Annotated in this window: 22 protein-coding genes, 1 tRNA gene and 2 pseudogenes; 13 read left to right on the forward strand and 12 right to left on the reverse strand. The window is 40.8% G+C overall.

Annotated elements, in window-relative coordinates; genetic code table 11:
• Positions 1 to 111: 111 nt before the first annotated feature.
• The 6 genes from DXA15_RS17665 (at position 112) to DXA15_RS17680 (ending at position 7,390) form a co-directional block, all read left to right on the forward strand.
• On the forward strand, positions 112 to 672 hold the full coding sequence (locus DXA15_RS17665; RefSeq protein ID WP_128134888.1) for a hypothetical protein: 561 nt from the start codon (positions 112 to 114) through the stop codon (positions 670 to 672).
• Positions 656 to 2,269, forward strand: a complete 1,614-nt coding sequence (locus DXA15_RS27675; RefSeq protein ID WP_255419976.1) for an ATP-binding protein — start codon at positions 656 to 658, stop codon at positions 2,267 to 2,269. Before DXA15_RS17665 ends, DXA15_RS27675 begins: the two co-directional genes overlap by 17 nt.
• A 29-nt stretch (positions 2,270 to 2,298) precedes the next feature.
• Positions 2,299 to 4,035: an ATP-binding protein gene (locus DXA15_RS27680; protein WP_255419977.1), complete on the forward strand. Its 1,737-nt coding sequence runs from the start codon at positions 2,299 to 2,301 to the stop codon at positions 4,033 to 4,035.
• Complete coding sequence (locus tag DXA15_RS26875) at positions 3,963 to 4,319, forward strand: hypothetical protein (protein ID WP_233567397.1); 357 nt, start codon at positions 3,963 to 3,965, stop codon at positions 4,317 to 4,319. Before DXA15_RS27680 ends, DXA15_RS26875 begins: the two co-directional genes overlap by 73 nt.
• Positions 4,316 to 5,170: a hypothetical protein gene (locus DXA15_RS17675; RefSeq protein WP_128134889.1), complete on the forward strand. Its 855-nt coding sequence runs from the start codon at positions 4,316 to 4,318 to the stop codon at positions 5,168 to 5,170. The genes DXA15_RS26875 and DXA15_RS17675 overlap by 4 nt, the downstream gene beginning before the upstream one ends.
• 102 nt (positions 5,171 to 5,272) lie before the next feature.
• On the forward strand, positions 5,273 to 7,390 hold the full coding sequence (locus tag DXA15_RS17680) for a glycoside hydrolase family 2 protein (RefSeq protein ID WP_128134890.1): 2,118 nt from the start codon (positions 5,273 to 5,275) through the stop codon (positions 7,388 to 7,390).
• 76 nt (positions 7,391 to 7,466) lie between these two features.
• On the opposite strand, the gene DXA15_RS17685 is transcribed toward DXA15_RS17680, so the two are convergent.
• Positions 7,467 to 8,057 (reverse strand): nitroreductase family protein, encoded by a 591-nt coding sequence (locus DXA15_RS17685; protein ID WP_199676351.1) that lies wholly within the window; start codon positions 8,055 to 8,057, stop codon positions 7,467 to 7,469.
• An 88-nt stretch (positions 8,058 to 8,145) separates the two neighbouring features.
• Between DXA15_RS17685 and DXA15_RS17690 the strand changes: the two genes are divergently transcribed.
• Positions 8,146 to 8,439, forward strand: coding sequence for a hypothetical protein (locus DXA15_RS17690; RefSeq protein WP_128134892.1), 294 nt, complete (start codon positions 8,146 to 8,148; stop codon positions 8,437 to 8,439).
• Complete coding sequence (locus tag DXA15_RS26880; RefSeq protein WP_233567398.1) at positions 8,436 to 8,798, forward strand: type II toxin-antitoxin system RelE/ParE family toxin; 363 nt, start codon at positions 8,436 to 8,438, stop codon at positions 8,796 to 8,798. Before DXA15_RS17690 ends, DXA15_RS26880 begins: the two co-directional genes overlap by 4 nt.
• Before the next feature lie 2 nt (positions 8,799 to 8,800).
• Here the strand turns inward: DXA15_RS26880 and DXA15_RS17700 are convergent.
• Positions 8,801 to 9,632: pseudogene (locus tag DXA15_RS17700) on the reverse strand (endonuclease VIII).
• 62 nt (positions 9,633 to 9,694) lie between these two features.
• A complete protein-coding gene (locus tag DXA15_RS17705) occupies positions 9,695 to 10,576 on the reverse strand; it encodes a HEPN domain-containing protein (protein ID WP_128134893.1) in 882 nt (293 codons plus the stop codon).
• Between the two features lie 225 nt (positions 10,577 to 10,801).
• Here DXA15_RS17705 and DXA15_RS17710 point away from each other — a divergent pair, with 225 nt between their 5' ends.
• From DXA15_RS17710 to map, 4 genes and pseudogenes are all read left to right on the forward strand, one after another.
• Entirely contained in the window at positions 10,802 to 11,422 is a 621-nt protein-coding gene (locus tag DXA15_RS17710) for a TetR/AcrR family transcriptional regulator (protein ID WP_128134894.1), read from the forward strand.
• Positions 11,415 to 12,142: pseudogene (locus tag DXA15_RS17715) on the forward strand (hypothetical protein). The gene DXA15_RS17710 and the pseudogene DXA15_RS17715 overlap by 8 nt, the downstream one beginning before the upstream one ends.
• Positions 12,139 to 12,669 carry a hypothetical protein gene (locus tag DXA15_RS17720; protein ID WP_128134895.1) on the forward strand — a complete coding sequence of 177 codons (531 nt, stop codon included), beginning with the start codon at positions 12,139 to 12,141 and terminating at the stop codon, positions 12,667 to 12,669. The pseudogene DXA15_RS17715 and the gene DXA15_RS17720 overlap by 4 nt, the downstream one beginning before the upstream one ends.
• Positions 12,670 to 12,753: 84 nt before the next feature.
• Positions 12,754 to 13,605 carry a type I methionyl aminopeptidase gene (gene map, locus DXA15_RS17725; RefSeq protein ID WP_128134896.1) on the forward strand — a complete coding sequence of 284 codons (852 nt, stop codon included), beginning with the start codon at positions 12,754 to 12,756 and terminating at the stop codon, positions 13,603 to 13,605.
• A gap of 100 nt (positions 13,606 to 13,705) precedes the next feature.
• Here the strand turns inward: map and DXA15_RS17730 are convergent, their stop codons facing one another.
• Together DXA15_RS17730 and DXA15_RS17735 are read right to left on the reverse strand one after the other, a co-directional pair.
• Positions 13,706 to 13,909, reverse strand: a complete 204-nt coding sequence (locus tag DXA15_RS17730; RefSeq protein ID WP_128134897.1) for a hypothetical protein — start codon at positions 13,907 to 13,909, stop codon at positions 13,706 to 13,708.
• A gap of 224 nt (positions 13,910 to 14,133) precedes the next feature.
• Positions 14,134 to 14,206 (reverse strand) — tRNA-Trp (locus DXA15_RS17735).
• 186 nt (positions 14,207 to 14,392) lie between these two features.
• Here DXA15_RS17735 and DXA15_RS17740 point away from each other — a divergent pair.
• Complete coding sequence (locus DXA15_RS17740) at positions 14,393 to 15,895, forward strand: glutamine synthetase family protein (protein ID WP_128134898.1); 1,503 nt, start codon at positions 14,393 to 14,395, stop codon at positions 15,893 to 15,895.
• Between the two features lie 105 nt (positions 15,896 to 16,000).
• Here the strand turns inward: DXA15_RS17740 and DXA15_RS17745 are convergent, their stop codons facing one another.
• The 7 genes from DXA15_RS17745 to DXA15_RS17775 form a co-directional block, all read right to left on the reverse strand.
• Positions 16,001 to 18,301, reverse strand: coding sequence for a TonB-dependent receptor (locus DXA15_RS17745; protein WP_128134899.1), 2,301 nt, complete (start codon positions 18,299 to 18,301; stop codon positions 16,001 to 16,003).
• Positions 18,294 to 19,229: a DUF4249 family protein gene (locus tag DXA15_RS17750; RefSeq protein ID WP_128134900.1), complete on the reverse strand. Its 936-nt coding sequence runs from the start codon at positions 19,227 to 19,229 to the stop codon at positions 18,294 to 18,296. The genes DXA15_RS17745 and DXA15_RS17750 overlap by 8 nt, the downstream gene beginning before the upstream one ends.
• Before the next feature lie 9 nt (positions 19,230 to 19,238).
• A complete protein-coding gene (locus tag DXA15_RS17755) occupies positions 19,239 to 19,664 on the reverse strand; it encodes a hypothetical protein (protein ID WP_128134901.1) in 426 nt (141 codons plus the stop codon).
• 116 nt (positions 19,665 to 19,780) lie between these two features.
• Complete coding sequence (locus tag DXA15_RS17760; RefSeq protein ID WP_128134902.1) at positions 19,781 to 20,650, reverse strand: DUF4848 domain-containing protein; 870 nt, start codon at positions 20,648 to 20,650, stop codon at positions 19,781 to 19,783.
• 19 nt (positions 20,651 to 20,669) lie between these two features.
• A complete protein-coding gene (locus tag DXA15_RS17765; protein ID WP_128134903.1) occupies positions 20,670 to 21,035 on the reverse strand; it encodes a DUF3244 domain-containing protein in 366 nt (121 codons plus the stop codon).
• 236 nt (positions 21,036 to 21,271) lie between these two features.
• Positions 21,272 to 21,685: a hypothetical protein gene (locus DXA15_RS17770; RefSeq protein WP_128134904.1), complete on the reverse strand. Its 414-nt coding sequence runs from the start codon at positions 21,683 to 21,685 to the stop codon at positions 21,272 to 21,274.
• Between the two features lie 14 nt (positions 21,686 to 21,699).
• Positions 21,700 to 22,932: a lipopolysaccharide assembly protein LapB gene (locus tag DXA15_RS17775; protein ID WP_128134905.1), complete on the reverse strand. Its 1,233-nt coding sequence runs from the start codon at positions 22,930 to 22,932 to the stop codon at positions 21,700 to 21,702.
• Between the last annotated feature and the right edge of the window lie 54 nt (positions 22,933 to 22,986).

Here is a 22,986-nt window from a genome sequence, read left to right on the forward strand (position 1 = left end):
ATGCTTTACGGGCAAAACTTGTGGCGAGAATGTTCGCCGTTATCAAAAGGGATGAATTTTATTCTCCTATTTTATCGGAAAATTTTTGCTAAAAACATAAGAATATGAACTATGATTAAACAGACTGCTGAAATATTCGAGTTATTGAGCAAGGGCGGGTTTATCTCGTCGGATAGTACCGATCCGCATATCCGCCAGCTTTACAACCAGATAGACGGGAACCTTACGGAACTTTACGAACACTATGCTTCGATCAACTTTTTCCTCGAAAGCGGCAACGAATACTATTATTTTGCCCGCCGTGAAACCCGTGCCGAACTGGAGCGTAAGCTGGAAATCGCCATGCGATGGATCGATGTGCTCGACTTTGTCAAAACGTATGATAACTCCTTTGCCCCCGGTTTCCGTTTCCAGCCGTCCGATATCCTGGTGCGGCTTAAGTTGGATGCCGAACTGAAGGAGAAACTCGGCGGACTAAAGAAATATACGGGAAAGGAGAAGCAGGACGAGATACTCGAAAAGGTACTGAACGATCTGAAACGTGACGGGTTCATCGAGTTGGAGAACGAGATCACATCGACCTATAAGGTTGTTGCTGCTTTTAATTATCTGGAAGAATTAGTAACCTGTATCAATATACCAGAAGAAACGCAAAATGAGATACCTGAATAGAATTGTTTTTATCAACAGCGCCCGGGTGAATTATGCCGATATCCCGGTCGACGGCAATGTGCATTTCATCGGAACCCAGGGAGTGGGGAAGAGTACCGTGCTGCGTGCCTTGCTCTTTTTCTATAATGCGGATAAGATGAAACTGGGAATTTCGAAAGAGAAGAAAAGTTTCGACGAATACTATTTCCCGTATGCCAATTCATATGTGATCTACGAAGTAAAGCGCGATGAGGGTTGTTATCTTGTGATGGCGTTCCGTTCGCAGGGACGTGCCTGTTTCCGTTTTCTCGATATTGCCTACGACAAGGATTTCTTTATTTCCCCGGAGGGGCGTGCCTTCGACGGTTGGGATCAGATACGCGAAGCATTGGGTCGTAAGGTGTATTATAGCCGAAAGATCGAGAAATACGAAGAATACCGGAATATCATCTTTGGGAATAACAAGGGACTGCTGCCTGAGTTTCGCAAGTTTGCCATCACCGAAAGCAGCCAGTATCAGAATATTCCTCGTACGATACAGAATGTCTTCCTTAATTCAAAACTGGAAGCCTCGTTTATTAAAGATACGATCATCATGTCGCTGAGCGAAGAAAATGCGACGATTGACCTGAGTCAATATGCTGATCATCTCAAAGGATTCGAGGAAGAGTATAAGGATATCAGCCTGTGGCATGCAAAGGACAGGAACGGAAATGTACTGGTACGTAAACAGGCGGAGAAAGCTATCGATGTGCACCGGACGCTGCTTTATCATGAACAGGAGCGGAAAGAATTGTCGCACGAACTGAACTTTGCCTACCGCCTTGCCGGCGAAGAACTTCCCCTTCGTGAACGGCAACTTTCCGAGCAACAGGAAAAGTTGAGAAAGACGGAAATGCAATTGAGCGAACTGGCGAATAAATACCAAGAGAAGAAAATACAGATCACATCCGATATCAAACTGTTGAACGATAAGTTGCAGCAGGCCCGTGAACAGAAGAAACGATACGAACAACTGAATATCGGTGAGATCGAACGGCGGGTGAATGCTCGCGAAAGTGTAGCCAATGAAAAGGCGGGACTGGAAGAACAGTTGCGTATCCTAACAGATCGTTTTACACATATCCGCCAAAAGTTCGCTTTGCTGGAAGAGCAGGAGAAGGCACAATTCACTACTTTCAAAAATGCCAAAGAGACAGAAGCGATCGGTCTGCAACAACGGCTCTTTGAGAAGAAAGAGCAACTTCGCAAACAACAGGAACAACTGATCCGCGAAATAAAGGAGCAGGAGGAAGAAAAGGTGAACAGCGCCCGCGGAAAGATCGACCGGAAAAAGGAAGAACTTTCAGGTCTGGCCATCCGGAAGGTGGAAATCGGTCACCAGGTGTTCTATGAAAAAGAAATCAGGAGTTGTAAAGAAGAACAAGCGGTTTTGCAAGGAGAGATCAAGGAAGATATGCTGAAGAAAGAAACCTGCAACCGCCGTATAAAAAGCAATACCCGCGAATGGGAACTGGAGGGACAGGCTTTGGAACGTGAAACGACTTCCGCGCAAAAAGAACTGTCACGCCGGATAGAGGAGCTGACCGCCATATCGCAGGGATTGCAACTCTTCTGAAGAGCCGGCAGGGGTCGCTCTACGAGTGGCTGAATCGTGAATATCCCGGATGGGAAGACACGATCGGGAAGGTGATCGACGAGAAGCAAGTCCTGTTCCATACCGGACTCGGTCCGCAGTTGATGGAAAAGCTATCTGCTACACTCTACGGTGTCAAACTTGATTTGTCGGGAATCGGCAAAGTGGTGAAGACCATTGGCGAATATGAAGAGGAACAGCAGGAGTTACGGACACAGTTACAGGAACTGAAAAAGCAGTTCAACGACCTGTCTGTCCGCAAGGAAGAAGAGGCTGTCCGTCTCAAAAAGAAATATCAGCCTTTGATAAAGGCTGACAAGGAAGAGGTGATCCGGCTGGATTACCGCAACGAACAGCATCAGTTGAAATTGCAGCAACTGGCGGCAACGCTGATCACCTGGCAGCAAAAGGCGGCTGACGAGAAGGCGGCCCGGTTACTACAGGTGGAAGAGCAGGTGCGCCGTGTCACCGCCCAACGGATGGAGGCGGAAGAGGAATGGCAGAAATCGGTTGCTGTCCTGGATAAACGGATCAAAGCCAAAGAAAAAGAGTTCCGGCTACGGGGCAAAGAAGAATCAGAACAGGTAGAAACTGCTACAGCTTTGTTGCACGCCGGAATTGCCGCTGCTGGGACAAAGTTGAAAGAAACATTGGTAGTCCTGCAACAAGAATATGCCAAAGAGTTGGCTGGTGAAGGCGCGGATACTTCCCGGATAACGGCGGTGACGGATCGGATCGGGAAACTGGAAAACGAACTGCGTTTCATCGAAGATAACCGGACGTTGGTGATCGAATACCGCAAGGATAAGCGGGAACTGATCGATCGGATGGACGAGTTTCGTAACGACAAGCAACTGAAAGAAAAGGAACTGGCCGGTGAGCAGGGGAAATACGAACAGAAACGTTTGTCACTGCTCCGTGAAGCAGGAGAACAACGGGGTGCGCTGGAGGAACTGAACCGTTTGCTGGAGGAACTGAGGGAGGATATCCGGCGGACAAAAGAATTTTGCCGGCAGGAGGATTGTCCGGCCGAACTGTTGTCGGGTGCTGAAAAGGAAACCGGAAAACGTTGTAAGTCGCTGGTGGAAGAGTTGATCCGCAACCATTTCCGTATCATCGAGCGGGAGAAGGATTTGCGGGAGGCTGTGAACCGCTTCACCGGCAATTTCTCCGAACAGAACACCTTCCATTTCCGTACCCGCCTGACGACTCAGGATGATTTTATGGATTTCGCTTCCGAACTGACTGACTTTATCGACAACGACAAGATCGCCGAGTTCGAACAACGTTCCAATAAGGCTTACACCGATATTATTCGGCAGATCGGAAAGGAAGTTTCGGATATGATGTCGCGGGAAGGAGCTATACAGAAGGTGATCAACGATATCAATGACGATTTTGTGGAACGCAACTTTGCCGGAGTAATCAAAAGCATTGCCCTTCGTGCCATGCCGAGCGAGAATAAGATCATGCAGTTGATGCAGACCATACGCGACTTCAACGAGGAGCATCTTTTCAGCCTGGGAAGTTTCGACCTTTTCTCCGGCTCTGCTGAGAAACAGGAGGAGAACAACCGGAAGGCAGTCGGTTATCTGCAATCGCTGGTGAAAGAGTTGTCACTAACAAGCGAGAAGGAACTAACCCTGTCCGACACCTCGACCTGCAATTCCGCATCGTGGAGAACGATAACGACAGCGGATGGGTGGAAAAACTGGCCAATGTGGGTTCCGATGGGACAGACGTGTTAGTAAAGGCCATGATTAATATCATGCTGCTCAATGTGTTCAAAGAAAAGGCTTCCCGTCGTTTCAGTGATTTCCGGCTGCATTGTATGATGGATGAGATCGGCAAACTGCATCCGAACAACATACAAGGTATCCTTAACTTTGCTAACAGCCGCAATATCCTGCTGGTGAATTGTTCGCCTACTTCCTACCGGGCGACGGATTATCGCTATACCTATATATTAAATAAGGACAGCCAGAATATCACAGTCGTTAAACGTTTGATCCGGAAGGAGGCCGAATCATGAAGCTTTCGTTGGCGGATGCCCGTAAATTGTTGCGGCTAGGGAGGGGAGAAAAGCTTCCTTCCAGCCAGTTTAATAATGCATTGTCTGCTTTGTTGCTGGAAGAAGAGGTGTTGCAAATCCTTCCGAAAGGGAGTCGGAAAACTTATTATGTCCGGAATCAAGCTACGCTCGATGACTTTCTTTACAACCGTTTCAATGTAAGTAACCTATCGCTCTATGTCGAAACACTGGAAAAGGAAGACTTGCTCCGTGCTGATTTAGCACGTCAGGTAGGTGATACAAAAATTCGTTCGGTGAGAAGTTTTAAGGGTTTCTGTGTGAACAGTTACCAGCCTTTGGAATCTATGTTTAACGGGAAACCGTTTGTTGTCTCACCTGTTGAGGGAAGTTATTTGTTTATTTCCGATTTTGAATCGTTTGTTCCGGATCAGGAAATTACGATTGTCGGTATGGAGAATCCGGAGAACTTTCGTTATATCCGTCAGCAAGCCTATCTGTTCAATAACATAACGCCTCTGTTTGTTTGCCGCTATCCTCAGACACAGAGTAAAGATCTGGTCCGTTGGTTGGCAGCTATACCGAATCCGTATCTTCATTTCGGTGATTTCGATCCGGCAGGTTTGAATGTGTTCAGTAATGAATATTTTCCTTATCTGGCGGGGAAGGCTCATTATTTTGTACCGGATGATATAGAAGAGTGGTTGAATAGAGGAAGCCGGGAGAGATATGATAAGCAGTCGTTTAACTTATCACCCGAATGTCTGGAGTTGCCGGAAGTTCAAAAGTTGGTAGGACTGATCCGTAAACATAAAAGAGGACTCGACCAGGAGGTTTTTATCCGTTTTGAGTGATTTTATAGGTAAATAGAGACAATCTTAATCGGTAATGAGATGATTTTATTACTGAAAAAAAGAATGCCGGGGTATATTTGCAATTCATTCAATTAACAAATCATGAATAAACGAGTATTAAGTTTAACCTTATTATTAGCCTGTCTGGGATTAATGACCATGCAGGCGGAAGGCCGGAAAGTCGAATCATTTAATTCCGGCTGGTCATTTAAAAAAGCTCCGGCGGAAAAGGAACTGGCTATCAATGCCCCGAAATGGGATAAGGGATGGTCGGAAGTTGAAATCCCTCATACCTGGAATGCAAAAGATATGCAGGTACAGGCCAATAGTTTTTATGAAGGGGCGGCTTATTATAAAAAACAATATTTCTTCCCGGCTGAACTGAAAGATAAACGTGTCTTTTTACGGTTTGAGGGAGTCGGCTCCTGTGCAGAAGTTTTTGTGAACGGCATGCTGGCTACTTCCCATAAAGGCGGATATTCTGCTTTTGCCTGTGAGATCAGTCCGCTATTGAAGGCTGGAGAGGAGAATGAGATTATCGTGAAAGCGGATAATAAATCACGTCCCGATGTGATCCCTGTTAATCATAATTTGTTTGGCGTATATGGCGGTATCTATCGTCCGGTGTGGCTGGTTGTCACTGAACCGTATAATATAAGTGTGACCGATTGTGCATCTCCCGGTGTTTATATCACCCAGAAGAATGTATCGAAGAAACAGGCAGATGTAAAAGTGAAGGTAAAGCTCGACAACGGAACTCTGCAACCCGCTCCTGTTACTTTGCAGAATACGATTTACGATCAGGAAGGAAAGCAGGTGGCTACCCATAGCCAGTCTTTCGAACTGTCGGCACAGGGTGAGCAGGCCTATGAATCTTCTTTTACGATAAAGAAACCGACTTTGTGGCAGGGGCGTGAAAATCCTTATCTGTATAAGGTTGTCAGCCGTTTGATTAAAGACGGACAGGTGATTGATGAAATGGTACAGCCGTTGGGGTTGCGTAAATATGAAATTGTTGCCGGCAAAGGTTTCTATCTGAATGGTGAGAAATATCCGATGTATGGTGTTACCCGTCATCAGGACTGGTGGGGGCTGGGAAGTGCCTTGAAGAACGAAAACCATGATTTCGACCTGGCTACGATTATGGATGTCGGTGCGACAACCGTTCGTTTTGCCCACTATCAGCAATCCGATTATCTGTATTCTCGTTGTGACAGTCTGGGGTTGATTATTTGGGCGGAGATACCGTTTGTAAACCGTGTGACCGGGCAGGAAGCGGAGAATTGCCGTAACCAGTTGCGTGAAATGATCCGCCAGAGCTTCAATCATCCTTCTATCTATGTGTGGGGATTGCATAATGAGGTATATCAGCCGCACCAATATACAAAAGAACTGACCCAGTCTTTGCATGACCTGGCTAAAACGGAAGACCCGGACCGTTATACGGTTTCGGTGAACGGATACGGACATATGGAGCATCCGGTTAACCTGGTTGCCGATATTCAGGGTATGAACCGCTATTTCGGTTGGTATGAAAAGAAAATACAGGATATCAAACCCTGGGTGGAGAATCTGGAGAAAGAATATCCGCATCAGAAACTGATGCTGACCGAATATGGTGCAGATGCCAACCTGAATCATCAGACGGAGTATCTGGGAGATGCGCTGAACTGGACGAAAGAGTTCTATCCCGAAACATTCGCTACCAAAACGCACGAATATCAGTGGAGTGTGATCGCTGCCCATCCGTATATCATTGCTTCTTATCTTTGGAATACGTTTGATTTCTGTGCTCCGATGTGGGTGCGTGGCGGTGTTCCGGCACGTAATATGAAAGGTCTGGTAACATTCGACCGTAAAATAAAGAAAGATTCTTATTTCTGGTACAAGGCAAACTGGAGCAAAGAACCTGTACTGTATCTGACTCAACGTCGTAACTGGGACCGTGAGAAAAAGGAAACGTCTGTGACTGTTTATTCAAATATCGGTACGCCGAAAGTGTATCTGAACGGAAAGGAACTGACCGGTATCCGTGAAGGTTATACGCCCGTACATTATATTATAGATAACATTACGCTCGATATGGGCAAAAATATCGTAAAGACGGTTGTTGTGAAAAACGGCAAGACGTACGAAGATGAAATCGAGTGGGTATATAATGGCGAGAAGAAACGTGATTCGGACCAGTCGGTGAACAAGGAAGAACATGCCGGATTCTGATCTCTCTCTGAACTAAACGATAAATGAAACTCCCGGTGTTTCCTGTCAGACGGCAGGATAGCACCGGGAGTCTTTTTTACCATCCGTTATAGTGCATTTGTTTCTTATTGAATTTGTCTTTGGGCTTTTCAATGCCTGTCGGATAGCCTACCGGAATGACAGTCAGCGGAACGATGTGTTCCGGTAAGTGTAAAGCCTCCCGAACTACTTTCATCCGTTCAGGATACGGATAAGCTGCTGTCCAGACGGCTCCCAGTCCCAAAGATTCGGCTGCCAGTAATACGTTTTGTGCGGCAGCGGAACAGTCCAGTTGCCAGGCGTTATTGGACTTCGCTGTATCTCCGCAAACGATAATAGCTTGCTTGGTCTCTTTTAACATACGAGCCAGAGGGAGTCCGTCTCCCATTGTATCCAGAATGTCCCGGTCTGTTACGATGATAAATTCCCATGGACGGCGGTCTCTGGAAGAAGGGGCGGCCATTCCTGCACGTACCAGTGTCTCCAGTTTCTCTTTTTCAACCGGACGTTCAGTGTATTTGCGTACGCTTTTGCGGTTGAAGATTGTCTCCAATGTTTCATTAACCTCTTTATTGTCTTTAGATTCCGTATTGTTATTACAGGCAATCAAAGCAGATAATAATACGATAAAAGAATATTTCCATTTCATATTGCAAACATACGAATTGATTTGGAAAAAAATCCGGAATCGAATCATATTATTACTACCTTTGTAAATCACGTTAATAGTTCATATTATGTCAACCAATTCAATAAACAGACGTCGGGAAGATCTGATAAAACAGATCAGCCAGATAGAAGATGAGGAGTTGCTGATTTCTTTGGAAGATCAGATTTTTACTTATCAGCAAGGAGCGCGTGAGCCATTATCCTGTCCTGAAAGTATGCAAATTCGTTCGGTAGCCCATTTTCGTAGTTTGATAGATCAGGTGTTGGAAGATGACCGGAACGGAAAGATGCTGGATGCCGATGAGGTTTTTGCTGAGTTGGAAAAAGAATGGGGCATTGAAGAGGAGGCTAGAAATAGATGAAAAAGTTGAAACGTATTATCTCTCCGTTGGCTAAAAAGCAATTAAAGGAACTGAAAGATTTTAATCAGATTTTGTATGGAACATCAAGAGCCAATCAAATTTACTTTTCAATAAAAGATTGTCTTCAAGTTTTAACTGATTTTCCGGGTTTAGGATATATAGAACCAACATTGCAGGATTATCCTCAATGTTTCCGTACTTTTGTTCAGCATTCGAATTTGAAAATCATTTACTGGATAGAAGATGGTGCTATAAAAATAGCCATGTTTTTTGGAACTCACCAGAAACCGGAAAAGTTGCGTTATACAATAGAATATACTTCCGATTGGGTGTGTGAAGATATGGAACCTTACGGCTAACCTTATTTCTGACATTCGAAGCAATAATAAATACTTCCTCCTAAATAATTTTCCTTCCGTATATTTTCTCCGCAGACCGGACATGGTTTTCCGACGGTATTTTTAGATAAAATGGGAATATACCTCCTTTCTTACCGAACAGGTCGGTTTCAGAATTGCGGCCGCCGGCTAGATAAATATCCTGAAGCGTATCTTTAACGCAATGAAACAAAGTGTCTTTCTGTTTATCCGATAATGTGCTGATGCGTGTTTTAGGATGGATACGAGCCTTGAAGAGAATATCCTGTAAAACACCGTTTCCCAGACCTGGGATTGTTTGTTCGGTGGCCAGGAATGCTTTGGCTGTTTTCTTTTGTTTTTCTTCGCTGTTTATCAGGCTCAGGAAATAGGTTTTGTTGAAAGCATCGGAAAGAACCTGCGGTTTGCTTCGTGCCCCATCACGATAGGGGGAGAAATTACATTCAAAAGAATCAGCCGGGAAACACCAGATTCCGCCGTACATTCGGGCAGAACCCATGATACAACTTTCATCCTCGAAGGCAATCAGTAACTGATGTTTTTCCGGCAGCTTTTTTCCGGGAGCATAATAACAAATATTCATCCCGTCTCCGAAAAGTAACCGTACATCCTCGATTTCCACTTCAACCAACCCTCCGTAAGCATGTGCTTCTCCGACAGTTTTATGGAGTAACTTATCACTGTAACCGGCAGGGTCTCCATAATACCAGACAAATTTATGCGGGGTATATCCGGCACTGACAAAAGAGATTCTCTTTCCTTTAATCGTTTGATTTAATTGTTCCGACAGGATCAGGCTTCCGGTGCTTCTATCATTTTTAATAGGTTAATTTGTTATATATGATTTTTATAGTGTAAATATACGAATATATCTATAACTATTGCCCCATCTGCCTGTACGTTTCGATTTGGGATTTACAGATTTGTTCGGTTATATCGCGCAACCTTTCTACTTTAGGAAATAGTGCTTCTATCTCCTCCTTGGTGACAACGAATTTAGAATTATATCTTGCTTCTACATAGGCCAGGCGGAGCAGTTCAAATAATCGCTTTTCTTCCTTTGGCTTTCGGGGAAAGATTTTCTGTAATTCGGGCGAATATTTATGGGTTGCACCTAACAGTTTTGACAGGTTATGTTGCTTGCTGTTTTTCAGGGTATGGACTAAACGCAGTGCATAGAAATAATTCTCACAGGCTTGATGCAAATCGAAAGAAGCTAAATTATATCTTCCTTTTTCATAATCAAAAGAAGCGTGATCTATGAAATAACCAGCCTTTTCAAACTTCTCGTTAAAATACTCTTGGGACTGTTGCGTGATCTCCTGAAAGTTCAGCTTTCGGGGACGTTCCAGTTTGTAATTTCCACTGTCGTATAACATAATCCCTTGTTTTTGGATGCTGGTATAGAAATATCTTCCTTCCGACAGGTCGGAGTTCAATTTCTCTATATCGTCGTTGATAAATTGAATAGGAACCTGGTTGTCGGGACGTTTATAATATTTGTCATCCACAGTATCCAGTAGATGTCCTACCTCACGAACGTCTTCATTGCTGGTAACTACCAATAGATCGTAGTCGCTCATAAAAGAAGTGAGGATGCCGAATTCATCCCGTTCGTCATATTCCACAAATGTTCCCCTGGCGTAACTTCCGTACAGGATAATCATTTCGCAATGGGGCACTCTTTCCAGTATCAGAGTGACGATCTGTTGCAAATCGTTTTTTGCATAATCAGGTAAGTGGGAATAAGACGTTTTCATTTAGCATTCCAATTTTTATGTTATACATCGGTAAAGATACATGATTTTTCCGTTTCTTATTCCTACTATTGATATTTGTGTGTTTTGTGATGAGGTGTTGTTGCGGAACAGTTTTCTCCACCAGAGGAGAAAGTTGCCGGTGAATTTAAAATAAATTACTTTTCCTTTTGATGTTACCGTTTGGTAACTTAGTTTTGTTGCCGAGTGGTAACAAAGATATAAAGTATGGAAAAAGAAGTAGTAAGAACGAATAAAAACAGAGAGTTGACAGAGCTGGCTTTGTTGAAGGCTGTGGATGACCTGATAGAAGAAGATGGTTTCGAAAATCTGGGAATTAATGCGGTTGCGGCCAAAGCCGGATTATCCAAAATGCTGATTTATCGTTATTTTGAATCGCTGGACGGATTGATTGTTGCTTATATCGAACGGAATGATTACTGGATTAATTTGGAACCGGAACTGCCGGAAGTGGCGAACTTGGGGGAGTTTGTCAAGAAACTGTTTCGTGACCAAATCACGATGTTGCGTAACAGTTATACGTTGAGGCGGTTGTATCGCTGGGAACTTTCGGCCAAAAATAAAGTAATCAAAGAATTGCGTGAGAGGAGGGAGGCGAAGGGTATCTGGCTGATCGATGCTGTCAGCCGGTTGACGGACTGGCCGAAAGCGGATATTGCCGTTATAGCGACGGTTCTCACATCTTCTATCACTTATCTGGTTATGTTGGAAGAGAATTGTCCGGTCTACAACGGCTTCAAATTGCAGAGTGAGACCGGCTGGGAAGAATTGGAAAAAGGAATAGACCTGTTGATTGATAATTGGATTAAAAATTATAGAAATGCATAAGTATGGAATTATTTTAGGAGCTTGTATGGCACTGTTGGCCTGCTGCTCCTGTAACAACGATTTGGTTGAGTATAAGAGTAATGACTTAAAGATTACCTTGCAGAAAGGCGAATCATGGTTGCACGATTTTCCCTTGTTTTTAGGAATCAGTAGAAAGAATCCTCCCCAGATAGCAATCTGGTTGGAAGATAAGGATGGAAATTATCTGTCGACTGTCTATGTGACGCATAAGATTGCGACTCAAAGCTGGCTGATGGCCGGTAAGAACAGAAGGAAAGAAGCATTGCCGCATTGGTGTTATTCCCGTGGGGTGAAATATGGCGACGGTCTTTATTTGCCGACTAAAAAGGAACCTTTCACCGACGGTCTGACCGGCGCTACGCCGCATTCCGGATTCGATGTGAAGATGCAACCGGCAGGCGGTCTGAAGCAGTTCCGTATAAAAATAGAAATCAACATTCGACTGATTTTAATGAGAGTTATCCCAAATCGGCTCAGGAGGGAGATGATAATTATTCGGGAGGAAAAGAAGGGAGCGGACAACCGGCTGTTGTTTATGCCGCAGATATCGACCTGACATCCGGCGTTACATCGTATGTCGCCAGCCTTATCGGCCATAGTTCGCCTGACGGAAGCAATGGGCAACTATATACGGATACTTCCACCCTGACTTCCGCTTTGAAGATTGTCGAACAAATAACCATAACGATTCAGCCATGAAACAATATCTATTTGTCATGCTTTTCTTTCTGATACCGTTTTTTTCGAAAGGACAGAGGGAATGTAACCCTGTCCGGTATCAGGTAACCGTCAGTACGGGTATTCCGATGAGTACTCCTTCGACAGTCCCTTTCGCATTGGAAGGCAGGGCGTTGTATTCTCTCAGTAGCCGCTTTGCTGCCGGGGTGGGAACCGGATTTTCCCTTTATGATAAGGAAGCACTGATTCCTTTGGCGGGAAACCTACAATTCAACCTGTTGAAACCGGGTAGGTTCACTCCGTATCTGGATTGCGCGGCCGGCTATTCTTTTGCACCGGCAAGTAAAGTGGACGGAGGATTTTATTTGTTCCCGTCTGTGGGTATCCGGATGAACTTATTGTCTGATAAGGAGATGTTGTTTTCCCTGGGATACGGATTGCAGGATTTAAAGCGCTTACAAGAATATTCAACCCCTTATCTTGATTCTTCCTATGAAGAATCGTTGAGTTTTCATAGCCTCTCCTTTAAGCTGGGGATTGTTTTTTGAACTTTATTAAACTCGTTTTTTCCGAAAAGAAGAAAAACAAACGTACCTTTGTTGTGTTATTACTAACGATAACAGCAAAGATTTATGAGAAAAAGAAACAATTGGCAACTTATCAAAGGTCAGCCACTTACCGAATTGGATAAAAAGATTCTCTACCTCCAGAATAAAGGTCATTTGGTACCTTCCCGGAAATTGATTAAAACAGAAGAACAGATTGAAGGTATCCGCAGAAGCGGGGTTGTAAATTCAGGTATTCTCGATTTGGTGGGAAAAGAAATAAAAGCCGGAATGTCGACAGCCGCAATAGATAAACTGGTCTATGACTATACGGTTGACCACGGTGCTATCCCGGCCCCGCTGAATTTTGAAGGATTCCCGAAGAGCGTGTGCACTTCCATCAATGAAGTGGTCTGCCACGGTATCCCCAGCGAAAAAGAGATATTAAAGGAGGGAGATATTATCAATGTGGATGTTTCGACAATCCTGGACGGTTATTATTCGGATGCTTCGCGAATGTTTATGATTGGCAAGGTTTCTCCTAAAGAAGAGAAACTGGTGCGTGTGGCAAAAGAGTGTCTGGAAATAGGAATGAAGGCAGCTAAGCCATTCGGTTTTGTAGGTGATATAGGTCATGCCATCCAGAAACATGCGGAAAAGAACGGTTTTTCCGTTGTCCGTGATTTGTGCGGGCATGGGGTAGGACTGGAATTTCATGAAGAACCCGAAGTAACTCATTTCGGACGTAAGGGTACCGGCATGTTACTGGTCCCGGGAATGGTCTTTACGATTGAACCGATGATTAATATGGGTACATATCGTGTTTATATTGCCGAAGAAGATGGCTGGACGGTAATAACCGACGACGAACTTCCTTCCGCCCAATGGGAACACACATTCGTGATGCGTGAAAACGGACTGGAAATATTATCGGACTAAACACCGATTCAAAGATAAGGGACCTTTGAAATCAAAATAAGGGACTTTTGTTTGCAAAGCATATATGTTTCGTAATCAAAGCATATATGTTTTGTAAGTACTATTTATCCGAATGTTTTTCCTTGCATCTGTCGGGTTGCAAATAATCCCATTCCTGAAGTTTTCCATCCAGTAATTTGAAACGGTATAGCCCATCCTGAAGGTCCTCATATCCGAGCGTTTCCTGATAGCCTTTTGCTGTTTGTTTGACTTCGAGCCTTTTATAAGTCTTCCCCATAATGGCAATAACTTCTATTTTAGTCATTCCCAATTCTAATTTTTGTATATTGTTATCTGCGTTCTTGGCATTATTAAAGGTTGTTCCGCAAGAAGTAAACAAGCATATTGAAAAACAGGAGAATAATATGTATTTAATTAGATTCATAACGCTTTTGTTTTAGATGGTGATAAATCGGGTGCAATATACGATAATTACATAATAAATAAGGGAAGGAAATAAAAAAAGCGATACAAGTTGTATCGCTTCTGCACGGAAGGAGAGGCTCGAACTCCCGACACCTGGTTTTGGAGACCAGTGCTCTACCAACTGAGCTACTTCCGTATTGCGGGTGCAAAGGTAGGTTTTTATTTTTAATATGCAAGGCTTTTTCAGAAAAAGTGCAATTCTATTTTTACTTACCTGATAAAATCCAACGAAAAGCGAAACAATCGTCATATCTTTTTTTATCTTTGAAACCTTATAGAAAATATAATTAAATCTATATTGTATAAATACAATCAACAAAACATGGAAAACGAATTAGAAATGAATTCGAATCTTTTAGTCGAATTCTTGCAGAAACCTTCATCTGAGTTTACAAAGGCGGATATTATTTCTTTTATCCGCGAAAAAGGAATCAAGATGGTCAATTTTATGTATCCGGCAGGAGACGGCCGTCTGAAAACATTGAATTTTGTTATTAATAATGCAGCCTATCTGAATGCAATCCTTACCTGTGGTGAGCGTGTGGACGGTTCCAGCCTGTTCTCTTTTATTGAAGCCGGCAGTAGCGATCTGTATGTAATTCCCCGCTTCCGGACAGCTTTCGTCGACCCTTTTGCCGAGTTGCCGACAATCACTATGCTTTGTTCCTTCTTTAATAAAGATGGCGAACCGTTGGAAAGTTCTCCCGAATATACCTTGCATAAGGCAAGTAAAGCCTTTACGGAAGTAACAGGCATGGAGTTTCAGGCAATGGGCGAATTGGAGTATTATGTGATAGCGGAAGAGGAAGAATTATTCCCGGCAACCGACCAGCGCGGATATCATGAATCCGGCCCGTTCGCCAAATTCAATGAATTCCGTACCCAGTGCATGCAATATATTGCCCAGGCCGGCGGACAGATTAAATATGGTCATTCCGAAGTCGGTAACTTTACATTGAACGGAAAGATATATGAGCAAAACGAAATCGAGTTTCTACCAACCAAAGTGGAAGAAGCTGCCGACCAGTTGATGATTGCCAAATGGGTAATTCGTAATCTGGCTTATAGCTATGGTCTGGATATCACATTCGCTCCTAAGATTACAGTCGGAAAAGCCGGTTCGGGTTTGCATGTTCATATGCGAATTATGAAAGACGGTAAAAACCAGATGTTGGCCGACGGTGCTTTGTCTGAAACAGCCCGTAAAGCGATTGCCGGAATGATGCAACTGGCTCCTTCGATTACTGCGTTCGGAAATACGAATCCAACCTCTTACTTCCGTTTGGTTCCTCATCAGGAAGCTCCGACAAACGTTTGCTGGGGCGACCGGAACCGTTCGGTATTGGTACGTGTCCCCTTAGGCTGGGCTGCAAAAAAAGACATGTGTGTATTGGCTAACCCTCTGGAATCGGAAAGCCATTATGATACGACACAGAAACAGACGGTTGAGATGCGTTCGCCGGATGGTTCTGCCGATTTGTATCAGTTGTTGGCTGGATTGGCTGTCGCTTGTCGTCATGGTTTTGAGATAGAAAATGCGTTGGAAATAGCCGAAAAGACTTATGTAAATGTGAATATCCACCAGGAAGAAAACAAGGCCCGTCTGGAAACTCTAGACCAGTTACCCGACAGTTGTGCTGCTTCGGCCGAACGTCTGCAAAAACAACGGGCTGTCTTTGAGAAATATAATGTGTTTAGCCCGAGCATGATAGACGGTATAATCAAAAAGTTGAAGTCTTATAACGACTTTACCCTGAGAGATGATTTGAAAAATGACCCCGAAGGAATGCTTCGATTGGTAAATACTTATTTCCATTGCGGGTAAAGGCTGGAAAAAGGATAAAAGTTTATCGAATAAGTTTTTTGAGGACAGTTATCTGACATCATAAAACTTATTCGATCTTTATCTCTTTTATTTTTATAGTAATTATTAAAAACTTCGTTTAAAAGATATGGATGGCAGAAAAGGGATGAGGACAAATGCTTTATAATTACCTTCTTTTCTGTATACTGCATAAGGATTATTCCGGGCAGTAGCATTCAATAAAGAAAACTGCCAACAACTTGTTCCATGTTTCAGTTGTCGTTCCATAGTAAAATTAATATCCATGCGGAAATAATCTTTCAAGCGAATATTGGGATAATCCGGAATATAATTTATACTCTTTTCAAGGTACCCGCTATACGGACCGTTGGTTGTCGGTAATCCCATACTAGGATAAGACACTTCAGGGATGTAATAAGGAATCCCTGAACGATATTGCGTATTGGCAGACAATGTATTTCTTATCTTCCCTTTTGCATAGATGTCATAGCTGACAAATAATGAAATATCATGAGGTGCATCATATTTGAATGGATATTTTTTGCCTTTGAACTGTCTGTTGGAATGAGAGAGAGTATAAGAAAGCCAGGTGGTTAATTTATTTTTATTATACTGTCCCAGAAATTCGATACCGGTAGATTGCCCTTTGCCTGTTTGATAACCTGTATGAAAATCGAGATAATGCTCAAGATTTGATATTAATACAAGGTTATTCATTTTTTTGTAATACCCTTCAATAGAAAAGAGTAAATCAGGAATAGCATAATTCTTCCATCCGATTGAAATCTGGTTTGAATTAGGTAATACATTCTCACTGAATGGCATCCAGAAGTCCGTATTAATCGAATAATTCATCTCATTAACAGAATGGATCGGCTGATACATCCTGTCATAAGCAAGCATAATTTTATTATTATCGTTTATGAAAGTAGATAATTTGATTCTAGGTTCGATGACCAGTTTTGTTCTCGTTCCATTATGAAAAACAGACATCCGTATACCTGGTACCAACATGCTTTTTTTATTTTTTATCTCAGAATAAACAAAAAATGAAGTGGTAAACAAATTTTTCTGTCCGCTTTCCATGTTATTCTGAAAACCGTTCTGATTCTTGAACATATATTCCGGATAGTAAAATTGAGCTGAAAAGTCAAAGCCTCCAAAGAGGCTCAAGTTATTTGAAAGCTTATTTTCCAACGAATTCCTCCAGCCAAACTCTTGTAATTCGGAAGAGACCTGTTGTTTGATTTGCATAGCTGGAGTATGCAAATTCATATAATCAAAATTACCCAAATGGGAATAATAAACACTGGATGAAAGAAAACAGTTCTGCCGGATATTGGATGTCAACCGACCATACGCAGTAAGTGTTTTCCATCCCATTCCGAATTTATTTTTAGATTTCTCTCTGGTCTGCATATCTTTCTTTTTATTCAGACCGTATAAATCATCGTAGCTATTGAATACACCAAGCGACAATTTGGTTTTATCTGTCAGTTTCCATGATATTTTTCCGTTTATATCCCAAAAAGCAAACATAGAAGAACTCCAGTTCCCATTTGACGGAATGGATAAAAAGGCGTTCGTTAATAAGTCGAGGAATGACCGGCGAGCAGAAAATAGGTAACAGATTTTATTTTTTACAATAGGACCTTCTGTTGAAATGATTCCGGCCAGAGTACCGATATTTATTGAGTGATGATACGTCTGGTAATTCCCCTCTTTCAATTCAATAGAAGCGACTCCCGAAAGCCGGTTACCATAAATAGCTGGTATGCCACCTTTATACATATCTGCACTTAGTAAAATATCAGGATTAAAAATAGATATCAGTCCAAATGTATGATTCTGGTTATACACAGGTACATCATCTATCAAATAGAGTGTCTGATCATTCGTCCCGCCTCTTATATTCAGGCCGGAAGAACCTTCCATACCGGATGAAACACCCGGCATGAACTGCATTGTCTTTATTATATCCCTTTCTCCCAGAAAAAGAGGGGAAACAGATAGTTGAGATAAGTTTATTCGTAAGTTTCCTAATCCTTTGTTTTCAACCTTTTTATTATTATTGACCTGGAATACAACTTCGGGCAATTCGAGTCCGGGATACAGAGCAACAGATATTGTTGTATCTCTTTCGACTATAATATCCTTGATTACAGAAGAAAATCCCATGTAAGAAGCATGTAGTTTCAGTGTTCCGGCTTTTATTCTCATGCTGTAAAATCCATAATTATTACTTATGGAAGATTGTTCTCCGATTTGTATATGAGCGTTGGATAATATTTCTCCCGAATAGGCATCCGACACATATCCTTGAATAATTATTTCTTTATCGGAATATTGTGCAAATATCCTCCCTGTTAAACCCAAAAGTAAAAATATCAGTAATATTTTATTCATTTACATTTTCCTTTAATAACTGAATGTAATGACTTGTCTCATTCATTCCTGCAAAAATACCCAGACCATTCTCGATGTTAGAATACACTTGTATAGGCTGATATGTTATAGCAGAAATATCATTACTATATATTATTTTTGATAACTGCTGATAATAAGTCTTGCAATACTGATCGTATTCGGGAGCTGCAGAAATGACTTTTACTTCGATTTTGTGAGGCTCGGAATAAATAGGAGGAGTTGTATCCTCTGCATAATTCACTTTTCTGGGAATAAAATTCAACATATCCACCTGTGTAATGTTTTTATTTTTTATCCTCATAAATCCCTCATAATAAGCCGCACCGATCTCTTCGTCTATAATATCGGAATCGTTCAGACGGTTTATTCTGTCTATTAAAATATTGTTGGCAAAATATTCATCAAACTGATCGATAGTATCATTATCATGAATGGTATAAGCCGTAATATAGAGTGAGGATAATCCTAAATCTCCTTCGAAATCCGATAGTCTATAGATCATCTGTCCATTTGAAGAAACAAAACGTTCGAAATGTGAAGTTATACTATCTGGAACAGTCGTTTCCGCATATATGGTTTCATAAGGAGACAAGGATACTTCTATTTTATATGTTGCCTGCGACAAAGGATACTGGTCCAAAGTCAGTACACTATCCGGACAGATATCTTCATACAGGACCCGGTCGTTTTCAAATAATTTTACCTGTGCATGTTGAATTCCCCGGAAAGCATAACCGGTATTCATACGGTAGGTGGAATATAAGTAGACCTGTATCTTTTTTTTCGGATTAAGCAAACAGTTCACCACTAATCGATCCGATTCCGTTATTTCGGATTTTCCGGGAATATAATCGACTGTACAAGCTGAAAAGCAGATCAATAGGAATAAAATATAAAATCTGTCCATTTCATTTTTTTATTCTTCTGTTTGTAAAGGAATGATAGTCAGTTCGATTGTGTTGAGCACGAAAGCTCCTTTTCCTTTCATCCCTATATGGAGTAGCACCTTCTTTTTCTCGGACAACATTTTATTGTCAATAATTAATTTATTATTGAATTTCTCTGTATTCGCAGGGATTACCAGATTTTTATGTATAAAATTACATATATTTTCTGAGTCTTTGTCTGGCAGTTCTACCGAAAAATCAACTGTACGTTCAAAATCTGGGACTAGCATTGATATAAATTCTATATCCAATGTGTCCTTATCTGCTCTTCGGACCTGATACTCTTTTGGTATATTTGAACTAATACCTAAACTCATAGAATCAAATGCTTCTTTCTCACAACTCATCATTACGAAAATCATCATAACGAAACTAAATAAACTTACTGTTTTCATCTTCTTTTTTTAATTGATATATTTATATGACGTGAAAATTAGAAAAAACCCTATTGAACTGAGTTCTTGTTTTGAAATTGGAGTGGATTTTTTGAATCCACTCCAACAAAGTAATGTCAAACTCTTACTCTTAGAAGCTGACGTCCCTCTGGACCAAAGCTTCTGGTATAAATATAGAAATCTCCACTTCTAGGAAAGTTAGGAACCCAATAGGTTGAACCACTTGGTATCTCATTAGTTTCCCAAAGAGGTTTATATTGTGGCCCCAAACCTGTACAATAGTATTTTGTGGATAAAGCTTTCCATCCCCATAAGAACTTTGAAGAAGCATTTAAGCTGAATGCTACGCAGCCTCGGAGACTATCCCAGTTTGATTTAACATGAAATTTTCTTTTTTTGTGATTACTGGTTAATCCACACTGATTTATAACAATTTCATCTGCAAATACCGTTATTTCCTGATCTTCAAAAGATCTAGACATAGTGTTTCCATTCGCTGTTTTGTAATCATTATAATCTTGCAAATCTTTAAAAGAATGTATTTCACCTCCAATTATCACTTCTCCTTGTGTATTAATGATTTTTGAGTATTCCCAGTCCTTTGTAGGTAAATACATTGTCAAATCGTAATAATCTTCATCGTTGAAAATAAAAGTAGAGGAATACTCTTTTCTTAAGTTTTTGTACTCTTCAGCATCTTTTACATTATCAATACGACTGTCCACCTCTGTGAATAATTTGTACATTGATACAAATTCATTGGCTTTACTCCACGAAAGAACTTCTTCTTTTGACATACTTTTTAGTTTGTTCAAAGTTGCCTTAAATGAATCCATGTTTTCAAATTGTAGCATTTGATTATCTTCAATATTCGAAGATTTGGTAATAACCTTTTCATTGGTGTTTTTTGGTAAATTTTCCGAATCTTCAGAGCAAGATGTAAAAATAATTACACTACAAGCAAAGAATAAAAATAAGTTTTTCATACATTTTGTTGTTTAAATATTAATAAATAGAAAAATCTCCATATAATATATTATTACTAGTTGTTATAGATAACATATATTCTCCTTTGGATAAATTATCCAGATAAATATGTAGGGAAGACATAGTATCGGTATCAGCTATTTCTTCATAAATAGTTTTACCCGAATGATTGGTAACCGTAATTATCACAGGGCCGAGATTGCAATAGAATTGGAATACTATCTCTTTGCTGCTATCTTCGAGCCAGGCTTCAATGGGAGTGATTGCTTCAATTGATCTTTCATTTTTATTCTCTTTCTCTTGTACTTTTATGTTCCTTTTTGCAAATCCAGAGAAAGGGGGTATTAGACAAACCACAATTAATAATAATCTAAAAATCTTCATACTTGTTTTATTTTTGATTTTCTGAGGCAAAGGTAGTTGGACCGAAGAGAAGAGCAAAGACAAAAGGCTAAATACATATGTACAAACGGGTGCTGATTATCAGCTGTTTACAAATTAGTAATTGTACAAGGTGTTTAGTAAATAATTGAATTACAGGTGTGTATGGTGGTGTCCTTTGGATGGTTAGATTTATAGACAAAGAGAGTACTATGGCTCTGAAAGCATGTTTTTATAGCTCAAAGTTTAGTCAAAAATTCATGAAGGGACTTGTCTTCACCTATTATATCTAATTTTTTACGTAATCGTGAACGACGTCGGCTTGCAGAGTCCGGATTTATGTTCAAGAGAATGGCTTCGGCTTGCGGATCTAAATCAAAAAAGCTAAGATAACAACATTCTATATCAGCTGGAGTGAATGATAAGATTTCATTTTTTAAAAGTTGAGGCAAGGAAATGTATATTTCATCTATTTGTGCTTGTATAATACCCCAGTCTTTCGCTGTGAGCGGTGATGTATTCGTTCCTGCTTTTACTGATTTAGATAATTTGATTATCTTTTTAGCTATAGATGATGCGAATAATTTTTCTTTGCGCACCTGCATTATCTCATTATTTATCTGTTCTAATTCTGTTTTTTGTTGTTCATACAATTTTTGTTGTTCTTCTAATTTATTTTGTTGTTCAATTTGTTCATTGCCAATTTATTATTATCTAATGTTATTTGTTGTTCATATATTTTTTTTCGTTGTTTTCTTAACTTAATTTGAAAAATATATAAAATGACCAAGCAGATGATAATAAGGAGGATAACCAGGATAAAATTCCTTTGTTTGGCTATATGTAGTTGACTATTTTCTTTTAGAATTTTTTCTTGCTGATACTTTTTTTCTATCTTAAGGATATCTGATTCATTTTGCATGCTTGTAACAGAATCGCATGCAGCATCGTATTGTTCAAGATAATTCAGTGCATCTTCAATATGATTACTGGCTTTTGCTAACAAATACTGCTGATAAATAATACCGGCCGAGACATTTGCCTCTTTCATATGAATTTTGGCTTTTTCTAAATAAAAGCCAGCTTTTTCCAGATTACCACTTTGGGTATACATACTGCTTAAAGCCAGATAGGTAGATTTGTTGTTCTTCTTATTAACATCTAAAGACTGCAGATAATTCTCTTCAGCTTTCTGATAATCTCCTTTCATTTCATATAAATTACCAAGTCCGTTCGCAATAGAGGCCATAGCTTTACGATCATTTAATTCAGACACAATAGTATCAGCTTTTGTCATATACCATAACGCTTTGTTTACGGAATCTACTCTTGACCATGTATAAGCAATATCCCTTAATGCCAATGCATAGCTACGTTTATTGCCGGCTTTCAGAAAATAATCGGCTCCTTCTATATTCTTCTTTCGTGCTTCACCCGGCATATCTTTAAAAAGATATAAATCGGCGATGTAGGAAGAGAGGTATCCTGCTTGATTGTATACCCGGTTTGTACTCGCCGCTTCAAGAGCTTCCATATAAATCGTCATGGCTTTTTCAAATTCCTTATTTTCTACATACGAACGGCCCAAAAACAGACTGATGCGTGCCTGCTCTTCTGCTGTACCATGTTTTTTGTACCAAGTTTGTGCCTCGACTACCAGATTCGAAGAGGGCATATCTTCGTATATTTTATCTGCACTTTCACCTACAAGCATACACCATCTGGCCAGTTGCTTGTCGCTCATTTGTGCAGGGTTAGGAATGCTGTTTAACAGTGCATAAGCACTATCTGGATCTGTTCTCAATAAAGTTTCCGATTTGTTGAGAATGTCCTTTTGAGTACACTCATCTTTGCATGAGAATAATGAGAAGATTGATAAGAATAGAAATACTAGTTTCATAAAATATTATAATGACCAGATAAACTCTGAGTTAAATTTTTTCTCCAATCTGCG

It is taken from the genome of Parabacteroides sp. AM58-2XD (assembly GCF_003463685.1).
In the GTDB taxonomy this organism is placed as follows: domain Bacteria; phylum Bacteroidota; class Bacteroidia; order Bacteroidales; family Tannerellaceae; genus Parabacteroides; species Parabacteroides segnis.

Bases quoted from the DNA above. Each gene is read 5' to 3' on its own strand.
- DXA15_RS17665 (WP_128134888.1), top strand. From the start codon at position 112: ATGATTAAACAGACTGCTGAAATATTCGAGTTATTGAGCAAGGGCGGG.
- DXA15_RS27675 (WP_255419976.1), top strand. From the start codon at position 656: ATGAGATACCTGAATAGAATTGTTTTTATCAACAGCGCCCGGGTGAAT.
- DXA15_RS17675 (WP_128134889.1), top strand. From the start codon at position 4,316: ATGAAGCTTTCGTTGGCGGATGCCCGTAAATTGTTGCGGCTAGGGAGG.
- DXA15_RS17680 (WP_128134890.1), top strand. From the start codon at position 5,273: ATGAATAAACGAGTATTAAGTTTAACCTTATTATTAGCCTGTCTGGGA.
- DXA15_RS17685 (WP_199676351.1), bottom strand. From the start codon at position 8,057: ATGAAATGGAAATATTCTTTTATCGTATTATTATCTGCTTTGATTGCC.
- DXA15_RS17690 (WP_128134892.1), top strand. From the start codon at position 8,146: ATGTCAACCAATTCAATAAACAGACGTCGGGAAGATCTGATAAAACAG.
- DXA15_RS26880 (WP_233567398.1), top strand. From the start codon at position 8,436: ATGAAAAAGTTGAAACGTATTATCTCTCCGTTGGCTAAAAAGCAATTA.
- DXA15_RS17705 (WP_128134893.1), bottom strand. From the start codon at position 10,576: ATGAAAACGTCTTATTCCCACTTACCTGATTATGCAAAAAACGATTTG.
- DXA15_RS17710 (WP_128134894.1), top strand. From the start codon at position 10,802: ATGGAAAAAGAAGTAGTAAGAACGAATAAAAACAGAGAGTTGACAGAG.
- DXA15_RS17720 (WP_128134895.1), top strand. From the start codon at position 12,139: ATGAAACAATATCTATTTGTCATGCTTTTCTTTCTGATACCGTTTTTT.
- map (WP_128134896.1), top strand. From the start codon at position 12,754: ATGAGAAAAAGAAACAATTGGCAACTTATCAAAGGTCAGCCACTTACC.
- DXA15_RS17730 (WP_128134897.1), bottom strand. From the start codon at position 13,909: ATGACTAAAATAGAAGTTATTGCCATTATGGGGAAGACTTATAAAAGG.
- DXA15_RS17740 (WP_128134898.1), top strand. From the start codon at position 14,393: ATGGAAAACGAATTAGAAATGAATTCGAATCTTTTAGTCGAATTCTTG.
- DXA15_RS17745 (WP_128134899.1), bottom strand. From the start codon at position 18,301: ATGAATAAAATATTACTGATATTTTTACTTTTGGGTTTAACAGGGAGG.
- DXA15_RS17750 (WP_128134900.1), bottom strand. From the start codon at position 19,229: ATGGACAGATTTTATATTTTATTCCTATTGATCTGCTTTTCAGCTTGT.
- DXA15_RS17755 (WP_128134901.1), bottom strand. From the start codon at position 19,664: ATGAAAACAGTAAGTTTATTTAGTTTCGTTATGATGATTTTCGTAATG.
- DXA15_RS17760 (WP_128134902.1), bottom strand. From the start codon at position 20,650: ATGAAAAACTTATTTTTATTCTTTGCTTGTAGTGTAATTATTTTTACA.
- DXA15_RS17765 (WP_128134903.1), bottom strand. From the start codon at position 21,035: ATGAAGATTTTTAGATTATTATTAATTGTGGTTTGTCTAATACCCCCT.
- DXA15_RS17775 (WP_128134905.1), bottom strand. From the start codon at position 22,932: ATGAAACTAGTATTTCTATTCTTATCAATCTTCTCATTATTCTCATGC.